At 67.5% G+C, this 18,609-nt stretch carries 20 protein-coding genes and 3 pseudogenes; 10 read left to right on the top strand and 13 right to left on the bottom strand.

The window, feature by feature from the left end:
* The first annotated feature begins 244 nt into the window (after positions 1–244).
* Positions 245–1,813 carry an alpha-L-arabinofuranosidase B gene (locus B5557_RS02110; protein WP_079657491.1) on the top strand — a complete coding sequence of 523 codons (1,569 nt, stop codon included), beginning with the start codon at positions 245–247 and terminating at the stop codon, positions 1,811–1,813.
* A gap of 252 nt (positions 1,814–2,065) precedes the next feature.
* Here the strand turns inward: B5557_RS02110 and B5557_RS44075 are convergent, their stop codons facing one another.
* The 5 genes and pseudogenes from B5557_RS44075 to B5557_RS02090 all read right to left on the bottom strand — a co-directional run bounded on the left by B5557_RS44075 (position 2,066) and on the right by B5557_RS02090 (position 4,977).
* Positions 2,066–2,314: a hypothetical protein gene (locus B5557_RS44075; RefSeq protein ID WP_162499660.1), complete on the bottom strand. Its 249-nt coding sequence runs from the start codon at positions 2,312–2,314 to the stop codon at positions 2,066–2,068.
* A 68-nt stretch (positions 2,315–2,382) separates the two neighbouring features.
* Positions 2,383–2,546: pseudogene (locus B5557_RS42485) on the bottom strand (IS701 family transposase); the annotation flags it as partial.
* Positions 2,545–3,399, bottom strand: a pseudogene (locus tag B5557_RS02100) (IS5 family transposase); the annotation flags it as partial. The pseudogenes B5557_RS02100 and B5557_RS42485, both read right to left, overlap by 2 nt.
* Positions 3,400–3,433: 34 nt before the next feature.
* A complete protein-coding gene (locus B5557_RS02095; protein ID WP_079657489.1) occupies positions 3,434–3,973 on the bottom strand; it encodes a GNAT family N-acetyltransferase in 540 nt (179 codons plus the stop codon).
* A gap of 320 nt (positions 3,974–4,293) precedes the next feature.
* Positions 4,294–4,977: a hypothetical protein gene (locus tag B5557_RS02090; RefSeq protein ID WP_079657488.1), complete on the bottom strand. Its 684-nt coding sequence runs from the start codon at positions 4,975–4,977 to the stop codon at positions 4,294–4,296.
* 657 nt (positions 4,978–5,634) lie between these two features.
* Here B5557_RS02090 and B5557_RS02085 point away from each other — a divergent pair.
* Both B5557_RS02085 and B5557_RS02080 read left to right on the top strand, forming a co-directional pair.
* Positions 5,635–6,087 carry a DUF5707 domain-containing protein gene (locus tag B5557_RS02085; RefSeq protein WP_079664534.1) on the top strand — a complete coding sequence of 151 codons (453 nt, stop codon included), beginning with the start codon at positions 5,635–5,637 and terminating at the stop codon, positions 6,085–6,087.
* Positions 6,088–6,165: 78 nt separating this feature from the next.
* Positions 6,166–6,399, top strand: a complete 234-nt coding sequence (locus B5557_RS02080; protein WP_079657487.1) for a hypothetical protein — start codon at positions 6,166–6,168, stop codon at positions 6,397–6,399.
* Positions 6,400–6,689: 290 nt separating this feature from the next.
* Here B5557_RS02080 and B5557_RS43490 read toward each other — a convergent pair whose 3' ends face one another.
* A complete protein-coding gene (locus B5557_RS43490) occupies positions 6,690–7,436 on the bottom strand; it encodes a hypothetical protein (RefSeq protein WP_143688287.1) in 747 nt (248 codons plus the stop codon).
* A 390-nt stretch (positions 7,437–7,826) separates the two neighbouring features.
* Here B5557_RS43490 and B5557_RS46075 point away from each other — a divergent pair, with 390 nt between their 5' ends.
* Positions 7,827–8,081 (top strand): ISAzo13-like element transposase-related protein, encoded by a 255-nt coding sequence (locus B5557_RS46075; RefSeq protein ID WP_107472547.1) that lies wholly within the window; start codon positions 7,827–7,829, stop codon positions 8,079–8,081.
* 46 nt (positions 8,082–8,127) lie between these two features.
* Here the strand turns inward: B5557_RS46075 and B5557_RS02075 are convergent.
* The 7 genes and pseudogenes from B5557_RS02075 to B5557_RS02040 form a co-directional block, all read right to left on the bottom strand.
* Positions 8,128–8,530, bottom strand: a pseudogene (locus B5557_RS02075) (transposase); the annotation flags it as partial.
* Between the two features lie 175 nt (positions 8,531–8,705).
* Positions 8,706–9,254, bottom strand: coding sequence for a putative immunity protein (locus tag B5557_RS02070; RefSeq protein ID WP_079664533.1), 549 nt, complete (start codon positions 9,252–9,254; stop codon positions 8,706–8,708).
* Between the two features lie 305 nt (positions 9,255–9,559).
* A complete protein-coding gene (locus tag B5557_RS02060) occupies positions 9,560–10,441 on the bottom strand; it encodes an alpha/beta fold hydrolase (protein WP_079657485.1) in 882 nt (293 codons plus the stop codon).
* Between the two features lie 162 nt (positions 10,442–10,603).
* A complete protein-coding gene (locus B5557_RS02055; RefSeq protein ID WP_079657484.1) occupies positions 10,604–11,395 on the bottom strand; it encodes an MBL fold metallo-hydrolase in 792 nt (263 codons plus the stop codon).
* Positions 11,396–11,463: 68 nt separating this feature from the next.
* Entirely contained in the window at positions 11,464–12,258 is a 795-nt protein-coding gene (locus tag B5557_RS02050; protein ID WP_079657483.1) for an alpha/beta hydrolase, read from the bottom strand.
* 11 nt (positions 12,259–12,269) lie between these two features.
* On the bottom strand, positions 12,270–13,109 hold the full coding sequence (locus B5557_RS02045) for an alpha/beta fold hydrolase (protein ID WP_079657482.1): 840 nt from the start codon (positions 13,107–13,109) through the stop codon (positions 12,270–12,272).
* Positions 13,110–13,169: 60 nt separating this feature from the next.
* Positions 13,170–13,994: an alpha/beta fold hydrolase gene (locus B5557_RS02040; protein ID WP_079657481.1), complete on the bottom strand. Its 825-nt coding sequence runs from the start codon at positions 13,992–13,994 to the stop codon at positions 13,170–13,172.
* A gap of 309 nt (positions 13,995–14,303) precedes the next feature.
* Here B5557_RS02040 and B5557_RS02035 point away from each other — a divergent pair, with 309 nt between their 5' ends.
* The 6 genes from B5557_RS02035 to B5557_RS02010 all read left to right on the top strand — a co-directional run bounded on the left by B5557_RS02035 (position 14,304) and on the right by B5557_RS02010 (position 18,379).
* On the top strand, positions 14,304–15,284 hold the full coding sequence (locus B5557_RS02035) for a helix-turn-helix domain-containing protein (protein WP_079657480.1): 981 nt from the start codon (positions 14,304–14,306) through the stop codon (positions 15,282–15,284).
* 324 nt (positions 15,285–15,608) lie between these two features.
* Complete coding sequence (locus tag B5557_RS02030) at positions 15,609–16,067, top strand: SRPBCC domain-containing protein (RefSeq protein WP_079657479.1); 459 nt, start codon at positions 15,609–15,611, stop codon at positions 16,065–16,067.
* Positions 16,064–16,408: an ArsR/SmtB family transcription factor gene (locus B5557_RS02025; RefSeq protein WP_079657478.1), complete on the top strand. Its 345-nt coding sequence runs from the start codon at positions 16,064–16,066 to the stop codon at positions 16,406–16,408. The genes B5557_RS02030 and B5557_RS02025 overlap by 4 nt, the downstream gene beginning before the upstream one ends.
* 195 nt (positions 16,409–16,603) lie before the next feature.
* On the top strand, positions 16,604–17,014 hold the full coding sequence (locus tag B5557_RS02020) for a hypothetical protein (RefSeq protein ID WP_180291718.1): 411 nt from the start codon (positions 16,604–16,606) through the stop codon (positions 17,012–17,014).
* On the top strand, positions 17,007–17,819 hold the full coding sequence (locus tag B5557_RS02015; RefSeq protein WP_079657477.1) for a DUF6042 family protein: 813 nt from the start codon (positions 17,007–17,009) through the stop codon (positions 17,817–17,819). The genes B5557_RS02020 and B5557_RS02015 overlap by 8 nt, the downstream gene beginning before the upstream one ends.
* A complete protein-coding gene (locus tag B5557_RS02010) occupies positions 17,816–18,379 on the top strand; it encodes an AAA family ATPase (RefSeq protein WP_079657476.1) in 564 nt (187 codons plus the stop codon). Before B5557_RS02015 ends, B5557_RS02010 begins: the two co-directional genes overlap by 4 nt.
* Positions 18,380–18,609: the final 230 nt, after the last annotated feature.

Raw genomic sequence — 18,609 nt, 5'->3', positions numbered from 1 at the left:
TGTCCGCGCACGGGCAGATCCGCTGCCGGACATGCGCCTGGGACCACCCGACGTCGTGGGCCCAGGACACCGACCGACTCGCCGCCTCCCCTGGAGCCGACGAGCAACCAGCACCAGGCCCGGTGCCGAAGAGAGCCGACTCCGGCACCGGGCCCGGCAGCGTCGAGGCAACCCGCGCCGTCCGCACCACCGGACACCGAGGGTGCGTCGACGCATCACACCACACCCTCTGAAGGAGCTCTTCATGATCAAGCCACCGTGGATACGCGGCGTCAGACGCGCGCTGCTCGCGGCCGGTGCCACCGCCGCGCTCGCCGCCGGTCTGCTCACCGCCACGGCCACCACCTCGCAGGCCGCCACCCAGGGGCCGTGCGACATCTACGCCGCGGGCAACACCCCCTGCGTCGCCGCGCACAGCACCACCCGCGCCCTGTACGGGGCGTACAACGGCCCGCTGTACCAGGTCAAGCGTGCCTCCGACAACTCGACCAAGGACATCGGCCTGCTGAGCGCCGGCGGATACGCCGACGCCGCCGCGCAGGACTCCTTCTGCGCGAACACCAGCTGCGTCATCACCGTCATCTACGACCAGTCCCCCAAGGGCAACAACCTCACCCAGGCGCTCAGGGGCCACTGGCCCGGGCCGGCGGCGGGCGGGAACGACAACCTGGCCAACGCCTTCGAGGCGCCGGTCACCGTCGGCGGTCACAAGGCGTACGGCGTCTACGTGGCCCCCGGCACCGGCTACCGCAACAACAACACCAACGGCATCGCCACCGGCGACCAGCCGGAGGGCATGTACGCGATCTTCGACGGCACGCACTTCAACGGCGGCTGCTGCTTCGACTACGGCAACGCCGAGACGACCGGCAACGACGACGGCAACGGCACCATGGAGGCCCTCTACTTCGGCAACAGCAAGGGCTGGGGCTGGGGCAGCGGCAACGGCCCCTGGGTCATGGCCGACCTGGAGAACGGCCTGTTCTCCGGCGTGAACCGTGGATTCAACGCGGGCGACCCCAGCATCAACAACCGGTTCCTGACCGCCATGCTCAAGGGCGGCCCCAACCAGTGGGCCATCCGCGGCGGCGACGCCCAGTCGGGCGGCCTGTCCACCTTCTACAACGGCGTACGCCCCAACGACACCGGCTACAACCCGATGAAGAAGCAGGGCGCGATCATCCTCGGCATCGGCGGTGACAACAGCAACACCGGCCAAGGCACCTTCTACGAAGGCGTCATGACCTCGGGCTATCCCTCCGACGCCACCGAGAACGCCGTACAGGCCAACATCACCGCGGCCGGCTACAACAGCGGCTCGACCAGCACCGGTTCACTGACCCCCGGCTCCCGGATCTCCCTGCAGGCCACCACCGCCCCCTGCTGCACCTCGCACTACCTGCGCCACAACGACGCCGACACCAAGGTCGTCATCTCCAGCATCAACTCCGCCAGCCCGGCCACCGACAAGGCCGACGCCACCTGGATCGTCCGCAACGGCCTCGCCAACAGCTCCTGCCTGTCCTTCGAGTCCGCCAACAAGCCCGGCCAGTTCCTGCGCCACTTCAACTACCAGCTCTATCTGAACATCGACAACGGGGCTAGTTCGTTCGCGCAGGACGCCACCTTCTGCCCCACCACCGGCAACAGCGGGGTCGGCAAGTCGTTCCAGTCGTTCAACTTCCCGACGAAGTACATCCGCCACTACAACTTCACGGCCTACATAGCCAGCAACGGCGGCACCAACACCTGGGACTCCACGACGTCATGGGCCCAGGACACCAGCTGGCTCACCGCCTCTCCCTGGAGCTGACGAGCAACCGGCCTCTCTGAGCGCCTACACGAAGCGAGCACGGCAGCCTTGCGGAATCGCAGGCAGGCCGTGCTCGCTTCCTTCTCACAGGGACACCGCCGACGGTCCCCGGCCCGTCGGCAGGCGCGCACTTGGCCGCCACATCCGCGAAGACCCGCTCCACCTTTGCGACATCGCAACCCCCGGCCCGTTGTGCGATCCACGGTCTGCAACTCCTTGACCTTCCGTCCGACAGTCACGGCCGTGGCCGGGCTACGGCTGTGTCCTGCTGCGCCGGCGCCTGGCGACGGCGAATCCCGCGAGTGCCAGTACGACGGCGGAGGCGCCGGCCGCCGCCACCGTGGTGGTGTTCCTCGCGGACGATCCGGATGCCCGGGCGCGGTACGAGCCGGACCCCGCCACCGTGATGGTCGAATGCGTCTGCCGGGCGGTGAGTCCGGATCCTTTGCGGTGGGCGATGTCGACGGGGTAGCTGCCCGGCTCGATCCCGGCGTCGGCCATCTTGCGAATCCACAGCAAGCGGCCCCGAGCCTGAGCGGGGCGGCGATGACCGCCGCCGGTCCAGCACCTCAGGGTGTTCTGGAGGGTGTCGAGGACTTGGTAGAGGGTGAGACCGGTCCTGGCACTTTTGGGGCCAGTCGCTGTTGGTGAGGAAGGCGTGGGCGGCGGTCACGAGGGTGACGTGGTGGTGCCAGCCGGGCCAGGACCGGCCTTCGAAGTGGTCCAGGCCCAATCGCCGCGACCTGAACCGTCGCCTCGAACCGAACGGCAAGTTTGTCCAACCGGGTCGCCACGGCCCGGTGCTGCTTGAGACGGCTGATCCCGCATTCGACCGCGTGCCGGGCCTTGTAGTCATCCTGGTCGGAGAAGGGCGGACGGCCATCGCCACGTCCGCGGCGCCTGCGGTCGCGGACCTGATCGGCCGGCTCAGGAATCGTGCACCTGATGCCACGTCTGCGCAGGTAGGCGCGATTCGCGCGTGAAGAGTACGCCTTATCGCCTCGCACCCGCAGCGGGCGGCTTCTCGGCCGACCGGCTCCAGGCCGGGGTACCCCGATCGCGTTCAGGACCGGCTCGAACTGCGGACTGTCGCCGCGCTGCGCGGCGATGATCAGCAGCGACAACGGCTTCTGTCCCTGCTCACACGCGAGATGAATCTTCGTGGTGAACCCGCCTCGCGACCTGCCCAGTCCACGGTCTTCAGGTTCGGCGCTGACTCCGCCTGGCGGTTCCTCCGGCACAGCACTGCGTCGGCGGGCACCGGCAGCATGCTGGTGTGCCCGGCAGATGGTGGAGTCGACATTGGCCTCCCAGAAGATCAGCCCGGCCGCATCAGCTCTCGCTTGCAACAACGTCAGCAGTCGGGTCCAGACACCCCGACGCTGCCATCTCCGGAACAGTCCATACACCGTCTGCCACGGTCCGTACTCGAACGGCAGGTCCCGCCACGGAACTCCGGTCCGAACCCGCCAACGCACACCGTCTATCAGCCGCCGACAGCTAGGCCACCTGCGACTTGTGCCCACCGCAGGCAGCAACGACTCCAGCACCGACCACCGCTCATCAGAAAGATCCCCTCGCCCCACATCTTGATCATCATGCACACCGCCGAGCACGAGCTCAGTCGGACAGCGTGACCGGGGACCACGTGCCGAGCCACTGCTCGGCGCCCCATGCCTCGAACCGCTCCACTTCGGTGAACCCCAGTTTCGCCGCGAGGCGCATCGAGCGGACGTTGGCGGTCTGGGTGGTGAGCACCACCGGCTCGCCGGGAAGCGCGTCAGCGAGCCAGCCGAGTGCCACTGCGCACGCCTCGGCAGCGTACCCGAATCCCCATGTCCGCGGCAGGAACATGTATCCGAGATCGGCCTTCCCCACGGCAGCCGGGCGACGGTGCCCGGTTGCTCTCCTGAGCAGGATCTGGCCGATCATCGACCCGTCGAGATCAACGACGAAACTCCCGGGCCACCGCTCGGGCACCTCAGGCGTCTCGCGCTCAAGCGCGTCACGCGGCCGGGGACCGCCGAGGTAGGTGTGCACCTCCGGCGAGGCGAGCAGCTCGATGAACGCCGCACGGTCCCGGGCCTCGGACTCACGGAGCACGAGCCTCTCGGTCCTGATCGGGGGAGGTGGCCAGGCGACGGATCCGAGATCAGACATGCCGGCCAGCTAATCAGCAGGCTCGGTAGTGATCAAGACCTCGCTGACTGATCAACCCACCTGCCCGGCCCCGCCCTTCTGCCTCGCATGACAACTGAGTTGCACATTGGTGCAGGTCAGGCCCCGAAGCGGCCGTCCCCGTGCAGGCCGGAATCAGAGGGGCACGAGCTGGTGAATGAACCAGGGGAGTGCGGCAAGCGTTGCCCAAGCGATCAAGCTCGAGGGGACTACACAGTGCGGATCTACATCAGTGCGGACATGGAAAGCGCGGACGACTACCAGTCGGTGCACCGCAGCCGACAGCCCAGTGCGCCGGGGCGTCATGCGGATTCGGTTCGCCGCGGTTCAACTTCGTTGCACACGGCCATACTGGCAAGGTCGGTTCGGGCGGCCCAAGATGACGAGAGGCGCACGACCGTCGTGGAGCGGGTCGTGCTCATCCGTCGGTGCGTGGCCGACTGGTACGACCACTTGGACCAGGCGATTGCGGATGTGGCGGACGGCGAAGCGAACGGCCCGACCCTTGACCTTGCCGACTTCGTGCTCGCCAAGAACGTGTTTCGGGACGCCTTCGCGGCGTTCAGCGCGGTCTTCTTCGCCGTCGCCGTGGCGACGATGGGCTCGGTGGTGGGTACGGAGATCCGGGCGCCGGTGGCCCTGCTCACGGTCCGGCTCTCGCCGCGCGTGTGGACCACGAGATCCCCGCCGAGGACGGGGAGACCGGCGAACGTGCGCTCGTAACGGGTGTGCACGGTGCCGTCGGCATCCTTGGTGACATCCCTCGGCACCAACTTCTCCTTGGCCCCCAGCTTCAGGGCGCCCGCGGTGGCGGAGCTCCTGCCGTCGGCGGCCTTCAGCAGGGCGGGGCGCTCGGCGGGAGTGAGATCGACCGGAGCCGCACCCGGCTGGGCCTCGTCGTTGATCCGCTTCGTCCGCCGCTGGTCCTGCTGCTCCTGTCCGCTCCCGGCATTCGCAGTGCCGACCGGAAACGTCGCGGCCAACATGGCGATGGCGGCGACCGTCGCGCCTGCCGTGAGACGTCCGGGTATCCCGGGGGATCGGGTACCGCGGGTAGTGCGGACACGTAATCTGCGCGTCACGTGTGCTCTCTTCTTCGCCGCTGTGCCGCGCGCCTGCAACGGGCTGCTCCCGGGGCGGGTTGCCGAAGACGTCGCATGGTGCGAGGTCGTGGCCGTTCAAGGTACGTCCGGAATGTGATCGCAGTTGGCTCAGAGTATGACCAAATCGAAACAGTCGATCTATCGGGAACGCGTGTCCGCGGCGTCGTCCGATCGGGTCAGCCCTGGATGACGGGCCACCGAGGGTGACCAGTGGTGCTTGTTGCAGGCTGCGCAGTGTTGACGACTGAGGACGGTCGGTGATTTTTCCGAGGCGGCGCGACGTCGTCACCCGATCAATGACCACACTGAAAGGCCTCACTGGCCAGGTGACCGTTTGTCTCGCTCAGCCCTGCATGCCCAGTCCCGGTCGACGGCAGTTGCCAGCCTCTCGCCTTCGTCTTGGCTGCCGGACTGGCCCTACTCAGGCCGGAGTTGAGTATGCGCGCTCATACCTGGTGCTTGTTGCGCCGCCAGGATTGGTGCAGCGGCGCAGCAAAGAGCGCCGGTCTGATGCAGCTGATCCTGTTGGGGGAATTTCTCATGTCGCGTCGTATCGTTCTGTCCGTGACCGCCGGTGTTGTCGTCCTGGGCGGTGCCGGGGCCTTCGCTCTGGCCTACGCCGGGGGCCAGCCTCCGGTGCTGGCGCACAGCACGGCCCGTTACGCTGCCCCCGAAGGTGATCGGGGTGGTTCGTTGGCCTTCACCACTGATGTCACGGCGTCCGCCGGTGTGAAGAACGTGAAGGTCCTGGCCTGGCCGGCGAAGTCGTCGTTCGCGAAGAAGGGGCTGACCGTCAAGGAAATGGCGGCTGCGGAGGCGGCGGTGTGTAAGCCGGCCGGTGGGGACACCGTGCGGTGCACCTACAACGTCCGCGTCACGCCCGCCGATGCCGAGGCGTCTCCGCGCGGTCTGTGGCACGTCGCCGTCCTGGCCACCGACAAAGACGGCGACACGACGCTGGACACGAAGGCGGCCGACTTCACCGTAGTGTGATCCACGCGCATGTGATCGTGGCACCTGTGCAGTTCAGGTCATGTGCGCTCGCATATCCGGGGTTGAGGAAAGCAGGACATGATGCCGGCGAACGAGCCGTGGCGGATTACGGTCGACGGCGAGGCGTTCGAGATCCGCCAGCCGGACGGCAAGCCGGGCTCCTACGACCTCACCTGGCTGACCGGACCCGACCCGCAATATGGGTTCGGGTTCAGCACTCACCCACCGGCGCAGTCCAGCAGGACACATCTTGAGGACGCCATTCGGGAGTTCCTCTCGCAGGTGGACCCCGATACAGGACACATCATGTAGTCACCACTCCGGGAACTGAGCCATGAGCTGCTCGGCCTTCTGCAGCTCACATCCCATGGCTCGGCCTTTGACCCCAACTACGGCGCCCCGAAGGCCGCGGCCAGCCTCCCGCACAGGCCTGTGCCGCGTTCGCCTCCGCAGTTGTCCTCATGGAGCAGTTCCCCGAGGGGAACGGTCGGATACCTGGCTGACGAACGGCGAGTAGAAGCACCACGTCCACCTCAGCCATGCGTACACCACGCTCGGAGAAGGAATGCAGTTCGGTTTGGCGTTCCGACCGCCGGTGGGAATCAGTAGCCGCTGACGCAGATGGGTCGGAATCCTCTGCCGAATAGATCGTTGACTGTCTGTTGATGCTGATCCGAGGTCAGGTTGTGGCGGGCTTCCACTGCGGGCCCGTCCTGTTGTACCCAGATGGAGGCGAAGCGGGGCTCGTTGCCGTAGCCACTGACGCAGATGGGTCGGAATCCTCTGCCGAATAGATCGTTGACTGTCTGTTGATGCTGATCCGAGGTCAGGTTGTGGCGGGCTTCCACTGCGGGCCCGTCCTGTTGTACCCAGATGGAGGCGAAGCGGGGCTCGTTGCCGTAGCCACTGACGCAGATGGGTCGGAATCCTCTGCCGAATAGATCGTTGACTGTCTGTTGATGCTGATCCGAGGTCAGGTTGTGGCGGGCTTCCACTGCGGGCCCGTCCTGTTGTACCCAGATGGAGGCGAAGCGGGGCTCGTTGCCGTAGCCACTGACGCAGATGGGTCGGAATCCTCTGCCGAATAGATCGTTGACTGTCTGTTGATGCTGATCCGAGGTCAGGTTGTGGCGGGCTTCCACTGCGGGCCCGTCCTGTTGTACCCAGATGGAGGCGAAGCGGGGCTCGTTGCCGTAGCCACTGACCCAGAGGGGTCGGAATCCTCTGCCGAATAGATCGTTGACTGTCTGTTGATGCTGATCCGAGGTCAGATTGTGCCGCGCCTCCACCGCCGGCCCGCCCTCCTGAAACCAAACCGAGGCAAACCTGGCAGCACCTGCTTGCGCCATCTTGGAAACTCCTTCCGCAACCGCTTTCGGATACTTCCTGGACTCTGGATGAGCAACTGTGGGTGATCGCCTATCCCCGACTCCTCGTTCTCGGCGAAGTCATGGAAAGAGCGTCTGTCCGCCACGGACTCCGTGAACGTGATGTTAGTTACAGAAGCTCTTGAATTCTTGCAGGTTGTCGTTGAAGGCCTCGGTGTCGTCGATGACCCTCCCTCGGACAGGACCAACGAGGTGTTTCAGTATGGCCACCGATCGGGTGACAGGAGCCGTGGCCACAACACACAAGGCACCCGTGCCGTTGGGGGAGGTGTTCGAATTCTCAACCCACCGGCGCAGGGAGTCGCAGAGAAACAAGTGGTGGCCTTCGTAGGCTGGGCTCGTTGAAGTGGTATGGGCATATCCGAAGGCACGGTGGAGTGGACGATCTCCCTGGACGCGAAAAAGAAGGAGCGGATCGGCGACTACCACCGACCGGGGCGCGAATGGCACCGCGAAGGCGGGCCAGTGCAGGCTGTCCGTTCCCGCGACTTTCACGCCCCGGGTACCAGGAGCTTCACTTCTTCCTCAACGCCGCCCCACACCAACTGGACCGCAGTGCAGCCAGGTTGGGAAATGGCTCCTACCTTGTTCTGCGGGAGGTGGTGAGCCCTTCGTATGGTTCACCCATCCAGGGGTATCGGGTGTGGTTGAAAAGGCTCTGCCACTGGTGGTTCTCAGTGAAGGAGTTCGCCAGGAGCGCGTAGTCGGTGTTGTACTGCTGGTAGTGCTCCGGCAGTTCATGGTGGTGGTAATTCGGGGTGCGGACGGTGGCGCCGGCGCCCTGGTGGGCGTGGTCGGCCAGGACGAGGATCTGCCGCGTATGGCAGTGTGTCCGGGCAGGGCCCGCGAAACCACAGGGGTGTGCCGTCGGGAGCGGCGACGGCCTGCATGTTCATGCCGTGCTTGTTGTGCTTTTGGGAGTCGTACGGCTCGTCCGCCGCGACCCGGTCGGTGGGGATCAGGGTGCCGTCCAGGATCACGAAGTCGTTCTCGCCGCGGCCGGTCAGGGCCTCGCGCAGTCTGGGTGCCCAGGCGGCGAGGACGTCGACCGTCTCCCACACCGACGACGCGGGGCTTCGCGACGTCACCACCCCTGACCAGCCTGGTTCACCCGACAGCCCAAGGATGAAAGAGGTTCACTGATCACCTGGGCCGCCATCAACCTCGGACGGTGTCTGAATGAGAGCTGAGTCTCATGGTCAACGGGCCGCGGCGTCTGGGCGCTGAAAGTCATTTGGGGAGGGTGAGTGAACGAATGTCAGCGTCTAGCATGCGAATCAGTTCACCAACCCGTCCACCGCCATCTGGTGCCGCTGGGAAGCGTTTGAGCACCTCCACGACGACCGGTGTTGCACGATGCACCGCTCGCTCAACGTGTTCGGCACCCACGTCCGGACTGTGGCCAGCAACTAGTTCGGCTGCTCTGGCCGCGTGAGCGCCGGCTCCGAGAATGTGCTTAACCTGGGTGGCCTTGGCCAGCGGATGCAAGTAGGCGGCGCCTGCCGCAGACATCGCTGCCCGAGCTGCCTCACGCGCAGCCGCAGTGTCCGCACTTTTAGCTGCCTTGAGGGCCTGCCACGCTGTGTCGCGCAGATACTTCCCACGCTCACCACCTCGAGCGAACTCCCACGCGGCACCGATGGCGTCTCGAGGCCGCGAGTCGTCAGGCTGATCGGCCTCGAATACCGCGAGCACCACTTCGGCGCACGCCGCAGCGAACGCGGTGATCTCACGAAGGTCTTGCTTACTCAGAGCAATCTCGCTCTCGTCCCCTGCCATGAGTCCATCCTCGACCATTGCGTGGACGGCAAGGAGGCAGGGGAGCTTCGGTCTGCTGGGCGGGCTCAGGTTGCAGATAGTTGCGGGTGTGCTCGAGACGGATGATCTCGGACAGCGCACGCGAAGACAGGCCGTCGATGACCGGCCTTGCACCCGTTGTCCGTTGGCTGCCGGGGGCGTGACCTTCCGGTCGAGCTGGTCGGTCGTGTCTGTTCGGACCGCGTGGTGCCTCTGCCGAAGCCACCGAGGATGCACGGCGTCAACGGCTGGCCGCCCAAGCACGGTCGTGGTCCAGCAGCTGGGCTCTACTCGCTGGTGGAAGCGACGAAGGTGGCGATGTGGTGGGCCGAGGCTTGTGGATGTTGGTGTTGCGGGCCGTGCCCCGCACGCGGATAGGTGAGCAACTGGAGCGTGGGAAGTTGCTGACTGAGCGCGTACCAGTTTTCGACCGGGAAGCAGATGTCGTGATCGCCCCCGATGTGCAGGACGGGTATGGAGGTCGTCTTGAGTAGGTCCAGAACCGGGTCGGCGGAGAATATCCGGGAGCGGGGTCTGTCGGCGATCTGTTCGCTGGCCCAGCGCCAGGGCACCGGCACGCTGGTCTCGGTTGTGCGTGCGGCGATGCGGTCGTGCGAGGTCCGCGCGGCCTGGAGGCTTTGCTTGGAAGCTGGTTCGAAGAACAGCACGCCCTCGTCGACGAGGTCGTTCTCCGGCTTGCGGGAGATGTCATAGAAGAGCTTTTCGGCCTGCTTGATCAAGGGGCCGGGCGGCCTTGTGCCGATGAGGACCAGGTGACTGATGAGCTGGGGGTACTGGGTGAGGGCGACTTGCGCGGCGATGCCGCCGATGGACCAGCCGGCGAGGACGATTCGGTCCAGGCCGAGGGCTTCGATGAGGTCACCTGCGTCCCGGGCCAGGGAGGCTGGGTTGTACGAGGGAGTGCCGGTGGACAGGCCCAGACCGCTGTAGTCGAAGGTAATGACGCGGAAACCCTGTTCGGCCAGCGTGTCCAGGAAGGCCGGGTCCCAGGTGTCGAGGTTCCCACGGAAACGGGTGCACAGGACCAGCGGGCGACCGTGTCCGATCGACCTGTAGGCGAGGCGGCGGCCGCGGGTCTCGATCACTTGGTTGGGGGCATGTACGGCGCCGGCGGGTGGAAGGCACGCGTCGGAGGATGTCGTGGTCACGGCTGTACTCCTTGGGGTGGCGCCCCGCACCTGGCGACGTTGCTGGGCCGGGGGAGTGGCCCCCGGTCGCTGCTGCTGGAGCCGGTTCGTGAGGGCCGGGAAGAAGGCCACGTGGGCGTGACCTTGCGTGAGGGTGGCACGGGAGTTGTGGCACGCCACGGATCAGGCACTGATGTCCCTGGCGGCTCCGATGGGAAGCCAGCGGAAGCGGTCGCGGATGTCGGCGGGCGCACGGGCGAGTTCGTGCTCGATGGCGTCGCGGCCTTCGTGCAAGTGGTGCCAGCCCTCGTAGTGGACGGGGATGGCGGTACGGGGTCGCATCAGGCGGCACAGGTGCACGGCCTGGGCGGCGGTCATGGTGTAGCGGACCGGTCCGGTGATCGGGAAGCGCACACCGCCGACATGCAGCAGCGCGGTGCCCACGTTCAGACGCTGGGCCACCTCCCGCACGCCGCCGTACAGGACGGTGTCCCCGGAGATCCACAGGGCGCCGTGCTGCTGGCCTTCCCAGGTGAGGGCGAAGCCAGTGACCTGTCCGGTCAGGGGCCGGGACAGGGGTGGGCCGTGGCGGGCTGGGGTGGCGGTGACGGTGATGGTGGGGCGGCCCGGGGAGTGCAGGCGGGTCACGGTCCACGGGGCGAGGCCGTGAGCCCCCCGGCCGAGGCGGCGGGCGCCGGCCGGGGTGGTCAGGACGGTCTGGGCGGTGCGCAGGACGTCGCGTCCGGTGCGGTCGAGGTTGTCGCCGTGCTGGTCATGGCTGAGCAGGACGGCGTCGATCGGCGGCAGGTCGGGGGTGGCGAGGGCGGGGCCGGCGGACTTGTGGGAGGCAGTGCCCCAGCCGAAGCTGTAGCGCTGTCCGGGCGGGTCGAAGGTGGGATCGGTCAACAGCCGCCAGCCGCCCGTCTCGATGAGGGTGGTCGGACCGCCGATGTGGGTGATACGCAGGTTGCTCATGTGGAGGCTCCCTTCCCGGGCCCGGCCGGAGGGCGCCCTCTCGGGCGCGGTGCGTGCGGCGGGTGCGGTCAGGCGTGAGCGAGGGCCCAGTCCAGGGCGTAGTCGGCGACCTCTTCCCAGCCGTCCTGGGCGGGCATCAGATGGGAGCGGCCGGGGAACACCGTGACCTCGGTGATGGTGCCCTCGGCCGTGTAGTGCTTGGCGTTGGACCGCTGCACCTTGGGCGGCATGAGGTGGTCGTTCTCACCCGAACAGAACAGCAGCGGCGCCCGGCCCGTGTTGTGGTAGTCGACGTAGGTGTCGGTGTGGCCGGGATGGATGTTGGCCAGGGCACTGCCCCAGACGATGCTGCCGGGGGCAGGGATGTGGTAGCGCTCGTAGGCGGCGTGGGCCTGGTCCTCGGGGAAGGTGTTGGTGAAGGCGTAGTGCCAGTGGTCGTAGTCGAAGCCGACCGCGCGGTGGCGGTTGGCCGGCTTCTTCAGCACCGGGAAGGTCGAGCGGACCTGGGACAGCGGTACGACGGCCACGCCTTCGGTGGGCGCGGAGTTGATCGCCACTCCGGCAGCGCCGAAGCCGTGGTCGAGGAGGATCTGGGTGAACGCGCCGCCGGCGGAGTGCCCCATGATGACGGGCGGTCGGTCCAACTCGGTGATGACCTTCTCCAGGCTGGAGATGATGGCGGGGACGGTCACGGTCTCGATCGGGGTCGGGTCGGCGTTGAGGGCCTCGACCTCCACCTCGAAGCCAGGGTAGGGCGGGGCGATGACCCTGAAGCCCTTGTCCTGGTAGTGGGCGATCCAGCCTTCCCAGGCGCGTGGTGTCACCCAGAAGCCGTGGACGAGAACGATGGTGTCGGGTTGCATCGGTGTGCTCCTCAGCGAGTGGCCTGGTGGGCAGCCTGGATCTGGCGGACCACGATCTCGGGGCGGGACATCATCACGACGTGGGACGCGCCCTTGACCTCGACGGTGCGGCTGTGGGCGCGCTGGGCCATGAAGCGCTGCACGGCGGCCGGGATGACGTTGTCTGCGGTGGGGATGACGTACCAGGACGGCAGGTCCTTCCATGCCGGTGCACCGCTGGGGCCGGCCAACCCGCCCACGCTGCCGGGACGTTGCGCGGCCGCCATCAGCCGGGTCTGAGAGGACGGCAGGTCGGCGGCGAACACCTCGCGGAACTTCGCCGGGTCGACGTAACCGTCCTTGCCGGTGCTGCCGTCCGGCAGCGGGTAGTCGCGGGTGATCAGAGCTTCCCGCAGCTTGCTGCCGGGGAACCTGCCGGCCAGTTGCAGCGCGCTCTCGCCCAGGTCGGGGGCGAACGCGGCGACGTAGACGAGGGCCTTGACGTTGGCGTGGCCACGGGCGGCGTTGGTGATGACCTCGCCGCCGTAGGAGTGGCCGACCAGGATGACCGGGCCGTCGATGCTGTCGAGGATGCTGGAAACGTAGGCCGAGTCGCCGCCCAGGTCGCGCAGCGGGTTGGCCGGAGCGATGACCGGATAGCCGGCCTTCTCTAGCGCGGCGATGGTCTGGTACCAGCCGGAGGCGTCGGCGAATACGCCGTGGACGAGGACGACGGTCGGCTTGGGGCCGCTCGTGTGCGCCGTGGTGGCGGACACGGGGGCAACCGCGCCGCCCACGCCGGCCACGAGGGCGGCGGCGAGCAGGCACGCGCTGACGGTACGGCGGCGAGGCCGCTGATCGCTGAAGATCATGTGTTGGCTCCTGTGCTCGGGCATCCCCGGAGGGCGGCCGGGGACGCGGGCGATACTCCGTCAGGAATTGAGGAACTCCAGCAGGTCGGCGCTGAGCTGCTCCTTGTGGGTGTCGGTGATGCCGTGCGGGGCGCCCGGGTAGACCTTCAGCGTCGCGTTCTTGACGCGGGCGGCCGACGCCTTGCCCCCGACCTCGAAGGGCACGACCTGGTCGTCGTCGCCGTGGATGACCAGCGTGGGCACGTCGATGGCGTCCAGGTCGGTGCGGAAGTCGGTCGCGGAGAAGGCCGCGATGCACTCGTAGGCGCCCCGGTGCCCGGCTTGCAGGCTCTGGCGCCAGAACGCCTCTCGGATGCCCTGGGAGACGTCGGCACCGGGCCGGTTGTTGCCGAAGAACGGCCCGTCGGCCAGGTCGTGGTAGAGCTGCGATCGGTCGGCGAGCGATCCGGCCCGGATCGCGTCGAAGGTCTCGATCGGGACGCCGCCGGGGTTGTCGTCGGTCCTGAGCATGAACGGCGGGACCGCGGAGACGAGCACGACCTGGGCGAGCCGGGCGGTGCCGTGGCGGCCGACGTAGCGGGCGACCTCGCCGCCGCCGGTGGAGAAACCGACCAGGGTGGCGTCCCGCAGGTCCAGGGTGTCGATGAGCGTGGCCAGGTCGTCGGCGTAGGTGTTCATCTCGTTGCCGTTCCACGTCTGGGCGGAGCGCCCGTGGCCGCGCCGGTCGTGGGCGATGACGCGGTAGCCATGGGTGGCCAGGAACAGCTGCTGGGCCTCCCAGCTGTCGGAGTTCAGCGGCCAGCCGTGGCTGAGGACGACGGGGCGGCCCGTTCCCCAGTCCTTGTAGTAGATCTGGGCGTCGTCGGATGCGGTGACGAAGGGCATGGGCTTCTCCCAACCGGTAGCCGGGGCGCCGCACAAACCCGTCCTGCCTGCCGCACCCCGTAGTTGTGAAGGACTTGTGCGGGAGCGTGGCACGGGCACCAGCAGTCGGCTTTACCCTGCCTGCCAGAGCCTGTCACCTGTGTGCCACGGCCGCCGGCTGCGGGCGCCCCACGCACCTGCGGCATCGCGAGCCACAGGAGACGTGTATGCATGCCCGTGTTGCATGCATGCGCCTTTGCCCGGAAAGCTTCACACGGCGGACACTCGCGCCTGGGCGGCGACCTGGCGCTGCCCGGAATAGGAGGCGTCGTGCTCGTCCTCGACACAAACGATCTTCGAGTCGGTGACCGGATCGCGGCCTTCGAGGCGGTGGCCGCCGGTGAGGGCGGCGTCTCCTCTGTCCAGGAGGAGGAGACCGAGGACGCGGTCTGGAAACGACTCGAACTCTGGCACCTCGGCCCGCTGACGCTCTTCCACACCCAGGGCACAGGGATGCGCATCTCCCGCTCGCTCCGGCAGGCGCGGCGCGATGCGATGGACACCGTCGCGATCAATATTCACCGCCAGGGAGCCGGCGGTTTCACCTGGGCCGACCACCGGCAGCGCATCGGCCCGAACAGCGCGACCATGCACCACATGCCTGCCGGATACGAGTACTGGTGGTCCGGCCTCGGCAGCACGCTGGCCCTGATGTTCGACACCGAACGCCTCAGCCTGCCCGAAGAGACGATCCGCACCTCCATCCCGACGCTCGAGCACAGCCCCATCGGACGGCTGCTGATCAACCACGTTCTCGGCGTGCACCGCATCGCCGACCAGGTCAACATGGGCCCCGAAGCCGATGCCCTCGCCTCCGCCACCGTGGAACTCGTCCGAGCCTGGGTGGTGTCGGTCGCCGGCGACGACCCCACCCGCCGGGCAGTCGCAAGGGAAACCCTCCTCACCCGGGTCCTGGCCTACACCCGCGCCCATCTGAGGGAACCCGACCTCACCCCCCAGCGGATTGCCTGGGTGCACAACATCTCCGTGCGGACGCTGTACCGGTTGTGCGACGACGGCGGAGTCAGTCTCGAAAAGTGGATCATCCGCCGCCGGCTCGAGGGCGCCCGTGCCGACCTCGCAGCCCCCAGATACTCGCACCGCACGATCGACACCATCGCCCGCAGTTGGGGCTTCACCAACCCCGCCTTCTTCTCCCGCCGCTTCCGCCAGACCTACGGCACCACCCCCAGCCAATGGCGAAGACTCTCCCAGCAGGGCCGACTCCTGTCCCCGCCGGACGATCTCTGACTGAACCTCCGCGGCTGCCAGACACGCGACATGCGAAGGGCTTCGGCCGCGTGTGAAGCGACGCGACCTCCGTGGGACACGGTGTCTGCCGACACCAGCGCGGCCACATGCCCAAGTCGTGCTCCAACAGCCCCGCGTGCGAAGGCCGCCGCGTGGGCGCGGTAGAAGCGGTACGCGCCTCAAGAGCGCCGACGGAATGAGCAGCGGGCGCCTGAAGCCTGGCGAGACCCAAGCGGCCACTCACCCATGCGCAACCGATCGGTTGCGCATGGGCTTTCGGATGTGCAACCTTTGGGTAGCGCATCCGGATGAGATGAGGTTGCAGTGACCCCCAACACGATCGAACGTGCCATCTTGATCAATGCCTCCAGGGAACGGGTCTGGTCCGTACTGAGCGAGCCCGCTTTCCTCGGCCGCTGGTTCGGCAATGGAGAGCCGGCCAAGATCGACTTGCGGCCCGGCGGCCTCCTGGTCTTCGACCACGGCATCCACGGCGTCATTCCCGCCCGTATTCAGACAGTCGACCCGCCGCGCGTCCTGTCCTGGCGGTGGTCTCAAGGCGCCGCAGGCGAGGAACCGGACGACTCGAACGCCACTCTGGTCGAGTTCACCCTGACCGAAGACGACTCCACGGGAGGCACCCGACTCACCATGGTCGAGAGCGGTTTCGCGCACCTCGGACTGCCCGCCGACGAGGCCACCGACCGGCATCGCGCCAACAGCCAGAACTGGCCCGGCAAGCTCGACCGACTGCGCGCGGACTGCGCACAGACCAGACCATGACCCGCGCCGCCGAGGGCGAACAGACCCCCGATGACGTCCTGGTGGCCCTGGCCGACCCGATCCGCCGAGAGGTCCTGGCCGTCCTTGCCCGCGAAGGCGGCGCGACCTCGACATCCCTGGCGGCAAGCCTCCCCATCACCCGCCAGGCGGTGGCCAAACACCTGGCAGTCCTCGACCGCGCCGGGCTGGTACACGCCCACCGGACCGGACGCGAGGTCCGCTACGAAGCCGACCTGCAACCACTGAGGCGGACGACACGGTGGATGGACACCCTCGCCACCCAGTGGGAACACCGACTCAACGCGATCAAGGATCTGGCGGAGGGGGCCACTGGGCCCTGAACCCCCGCAGCGCCGCCCCATACTCCGCAGCGTGCTCAACGGGCATCACCCGATCGAGTTACGCCCCTGCTCGGGCCCACGGCATCGCACCGGAGTGCCGATCCGTCCGACGACCCCCACTCAACCTCACGTCTCTCAGCACCGGTTGAACCGGAGCAGGGAACCCTGCCGGGAACCTGCGGTACACCTGGCGGCATGAAGTTGAGCGACCTCAGCCCACTGATGGCGCGCCGTGAAGACGGCGGCCTCAGCGCAGGGATGCCAGTGCAGGGTCGGCGCAGCATCGACCTGCTCGAGGTCAAGTGGCAGCTTGAGGCGATCTCCGCCGCCGATTTCATCGGGATGCCGACCGCAGCGTCCGATGCCGGCTGTATCGAGATCTACGCCGAGAACCCGGTGCACTGGGTCGCGGTTCGCCGCCCCGAAAGGGGTCGGGACCGGGAAGAGCACGGGACTTGGCTGCGCCCGCCGACCCTGATCGTCCGACGCCTCCTGGATCCATCGGACAGCGGGCTGCAGGTCGTGGAGGGCAGCACGCCTTGGTGTCCTGCGCGGGTACGCTGCGAGCGGTTGACCGTTTTTCGAGGAAGAGCTGCGGATGACTGAGAACCCGTCGGTGCCCGGACCGCGCCGGGACCTGGCGATGCACAACGACTGGTGGGCTTCGGGCTGGGAACACGTCTTGCCCCGCCAGGGCTTCCCGCTGACGATGCTGATCGGGACCGCGAGTCAGCCTGACTTCACGGGCTCCCTGGACGAACTCCTGCAGGAGCTCTTCGAAGGCCACTGGGACATGATCGGCGGCGATCTCGACGGCGCGCTCACGTTCTCGTGGCCCGACGAGGAAGGGGACTACGAGGAGGCGCCGGAGGGGCATGAAGCGAACGAGGCACATCGCTGGGAGACGTTCGGCGCCATGCTCACGGCCGCCGGCTACCCGGTGCCCAGGACCGTGCGGGACCTGTCCGAGCTCTACCTGACGTGGGGCCTGGCGCGCCGCGAGGAGACACCGGACGGCACCCGGTGGTCGATGCCCGCAGCGCTGCCGTTGCCTGGTGACCTGCTGCCCCTGGACGCCGACCTCGCCAAGCGGCTCGACCGGATCCGCTGGACATTGCGCACCGGCCCACTCGTCGACGGGCTCATCAACCACTTGGTCGACGATCTGGGCGAACCGCAGGAGATCCTCACTTCCCTGGACCGACTGGCGGCCGCCACCAGCCAGGATGCCGATGATGTCCGCATCGCCCTCGCGGAGCTCGTGCAGTCCGGGGACGCCCAGGTGCAGCGTGGCCAGGAGCCGGCCGACGCGGAACGCCTGGAGGTGCACCAGCGCTTCCGCCTGGTCATGAACTGGGACCACTTCCACGAGAACCGGGTGCAACTGAGCATCAAGGGCGACGACGCGTGACGGAGGGCGTGCCGGGCACGGTGGGAACGGAGGACACGCGCCTCATCGTGATCCGGGGCAACAGCGCCTCGGGGAAGTCGTCCGTCGCGGCCGGTCTGCGCGAGAAGTTCGGCCGCAACCTCGCGATCGTCGCCCAGGACAACCTGCGCAGGATCGTGCTGCGCGAACGCGACCGGCCCGGCGGCGCGAACATCGGCCTGATCGACCTCACCGCCCGCTACGCCCTGGACAACGGCTACCACGTTGTCGTCGAAGGCATCCTCTACGCCGACCGCTACGGCACGATGCTCCAGGCCCTGGTACGCGCCCACCAGGGCCTCACACGGTGCTACTACCTCCACGTGCCCTTCGAGGAGACGGTGCTGCGGCACGCGACGAAACCAGATGCCGAGTACCTTGCCCACGTCAACGAGGGCCACCTACGCGACTGGTACCGAGAGAGGGACCTGCTCCCCAACGGCCTGGAGACCATCATCGACGCGGCCGGCACCCTCGACGACACGGTCCAACAGATCCTCTCCGAGAGCGGCCTGGACGGCATTCTCCCGATCGACCGCTGACGGCCCATAAGGGTCGTCACCGCAGGTACGGTCAGCTTCACGGCACGGAGGACGGCAAGCACACCACCCCGATGTCGTGCATCTCGCGGGCGATACGGGCCCGCTCTTCGGCCACGGCGAGCTGGGCTTGCTGGTCGCGTTCACGCTCCAGGCGTACCGCTCGATCCTCGGACGGGGACGAGGAAGCGGCCCTCTGGTCCCCACCGAATGGAGGCCACCAGGATGCCGCC

Source organism: Streptomyces sp. 3214.6, from assembly GCF_900129855.1.
Classification (GTDB): Bacteria; Actinomycetota; Actinomycetes; order Streptomycetales; family Streptomycetaceae; genus Streptomyces; species Streptomyces soliscabiei.
Note: the sequence above shows the minus strand (reverse complement) of the source record. Positions and strands in the feature narration are given on the sequence as shown.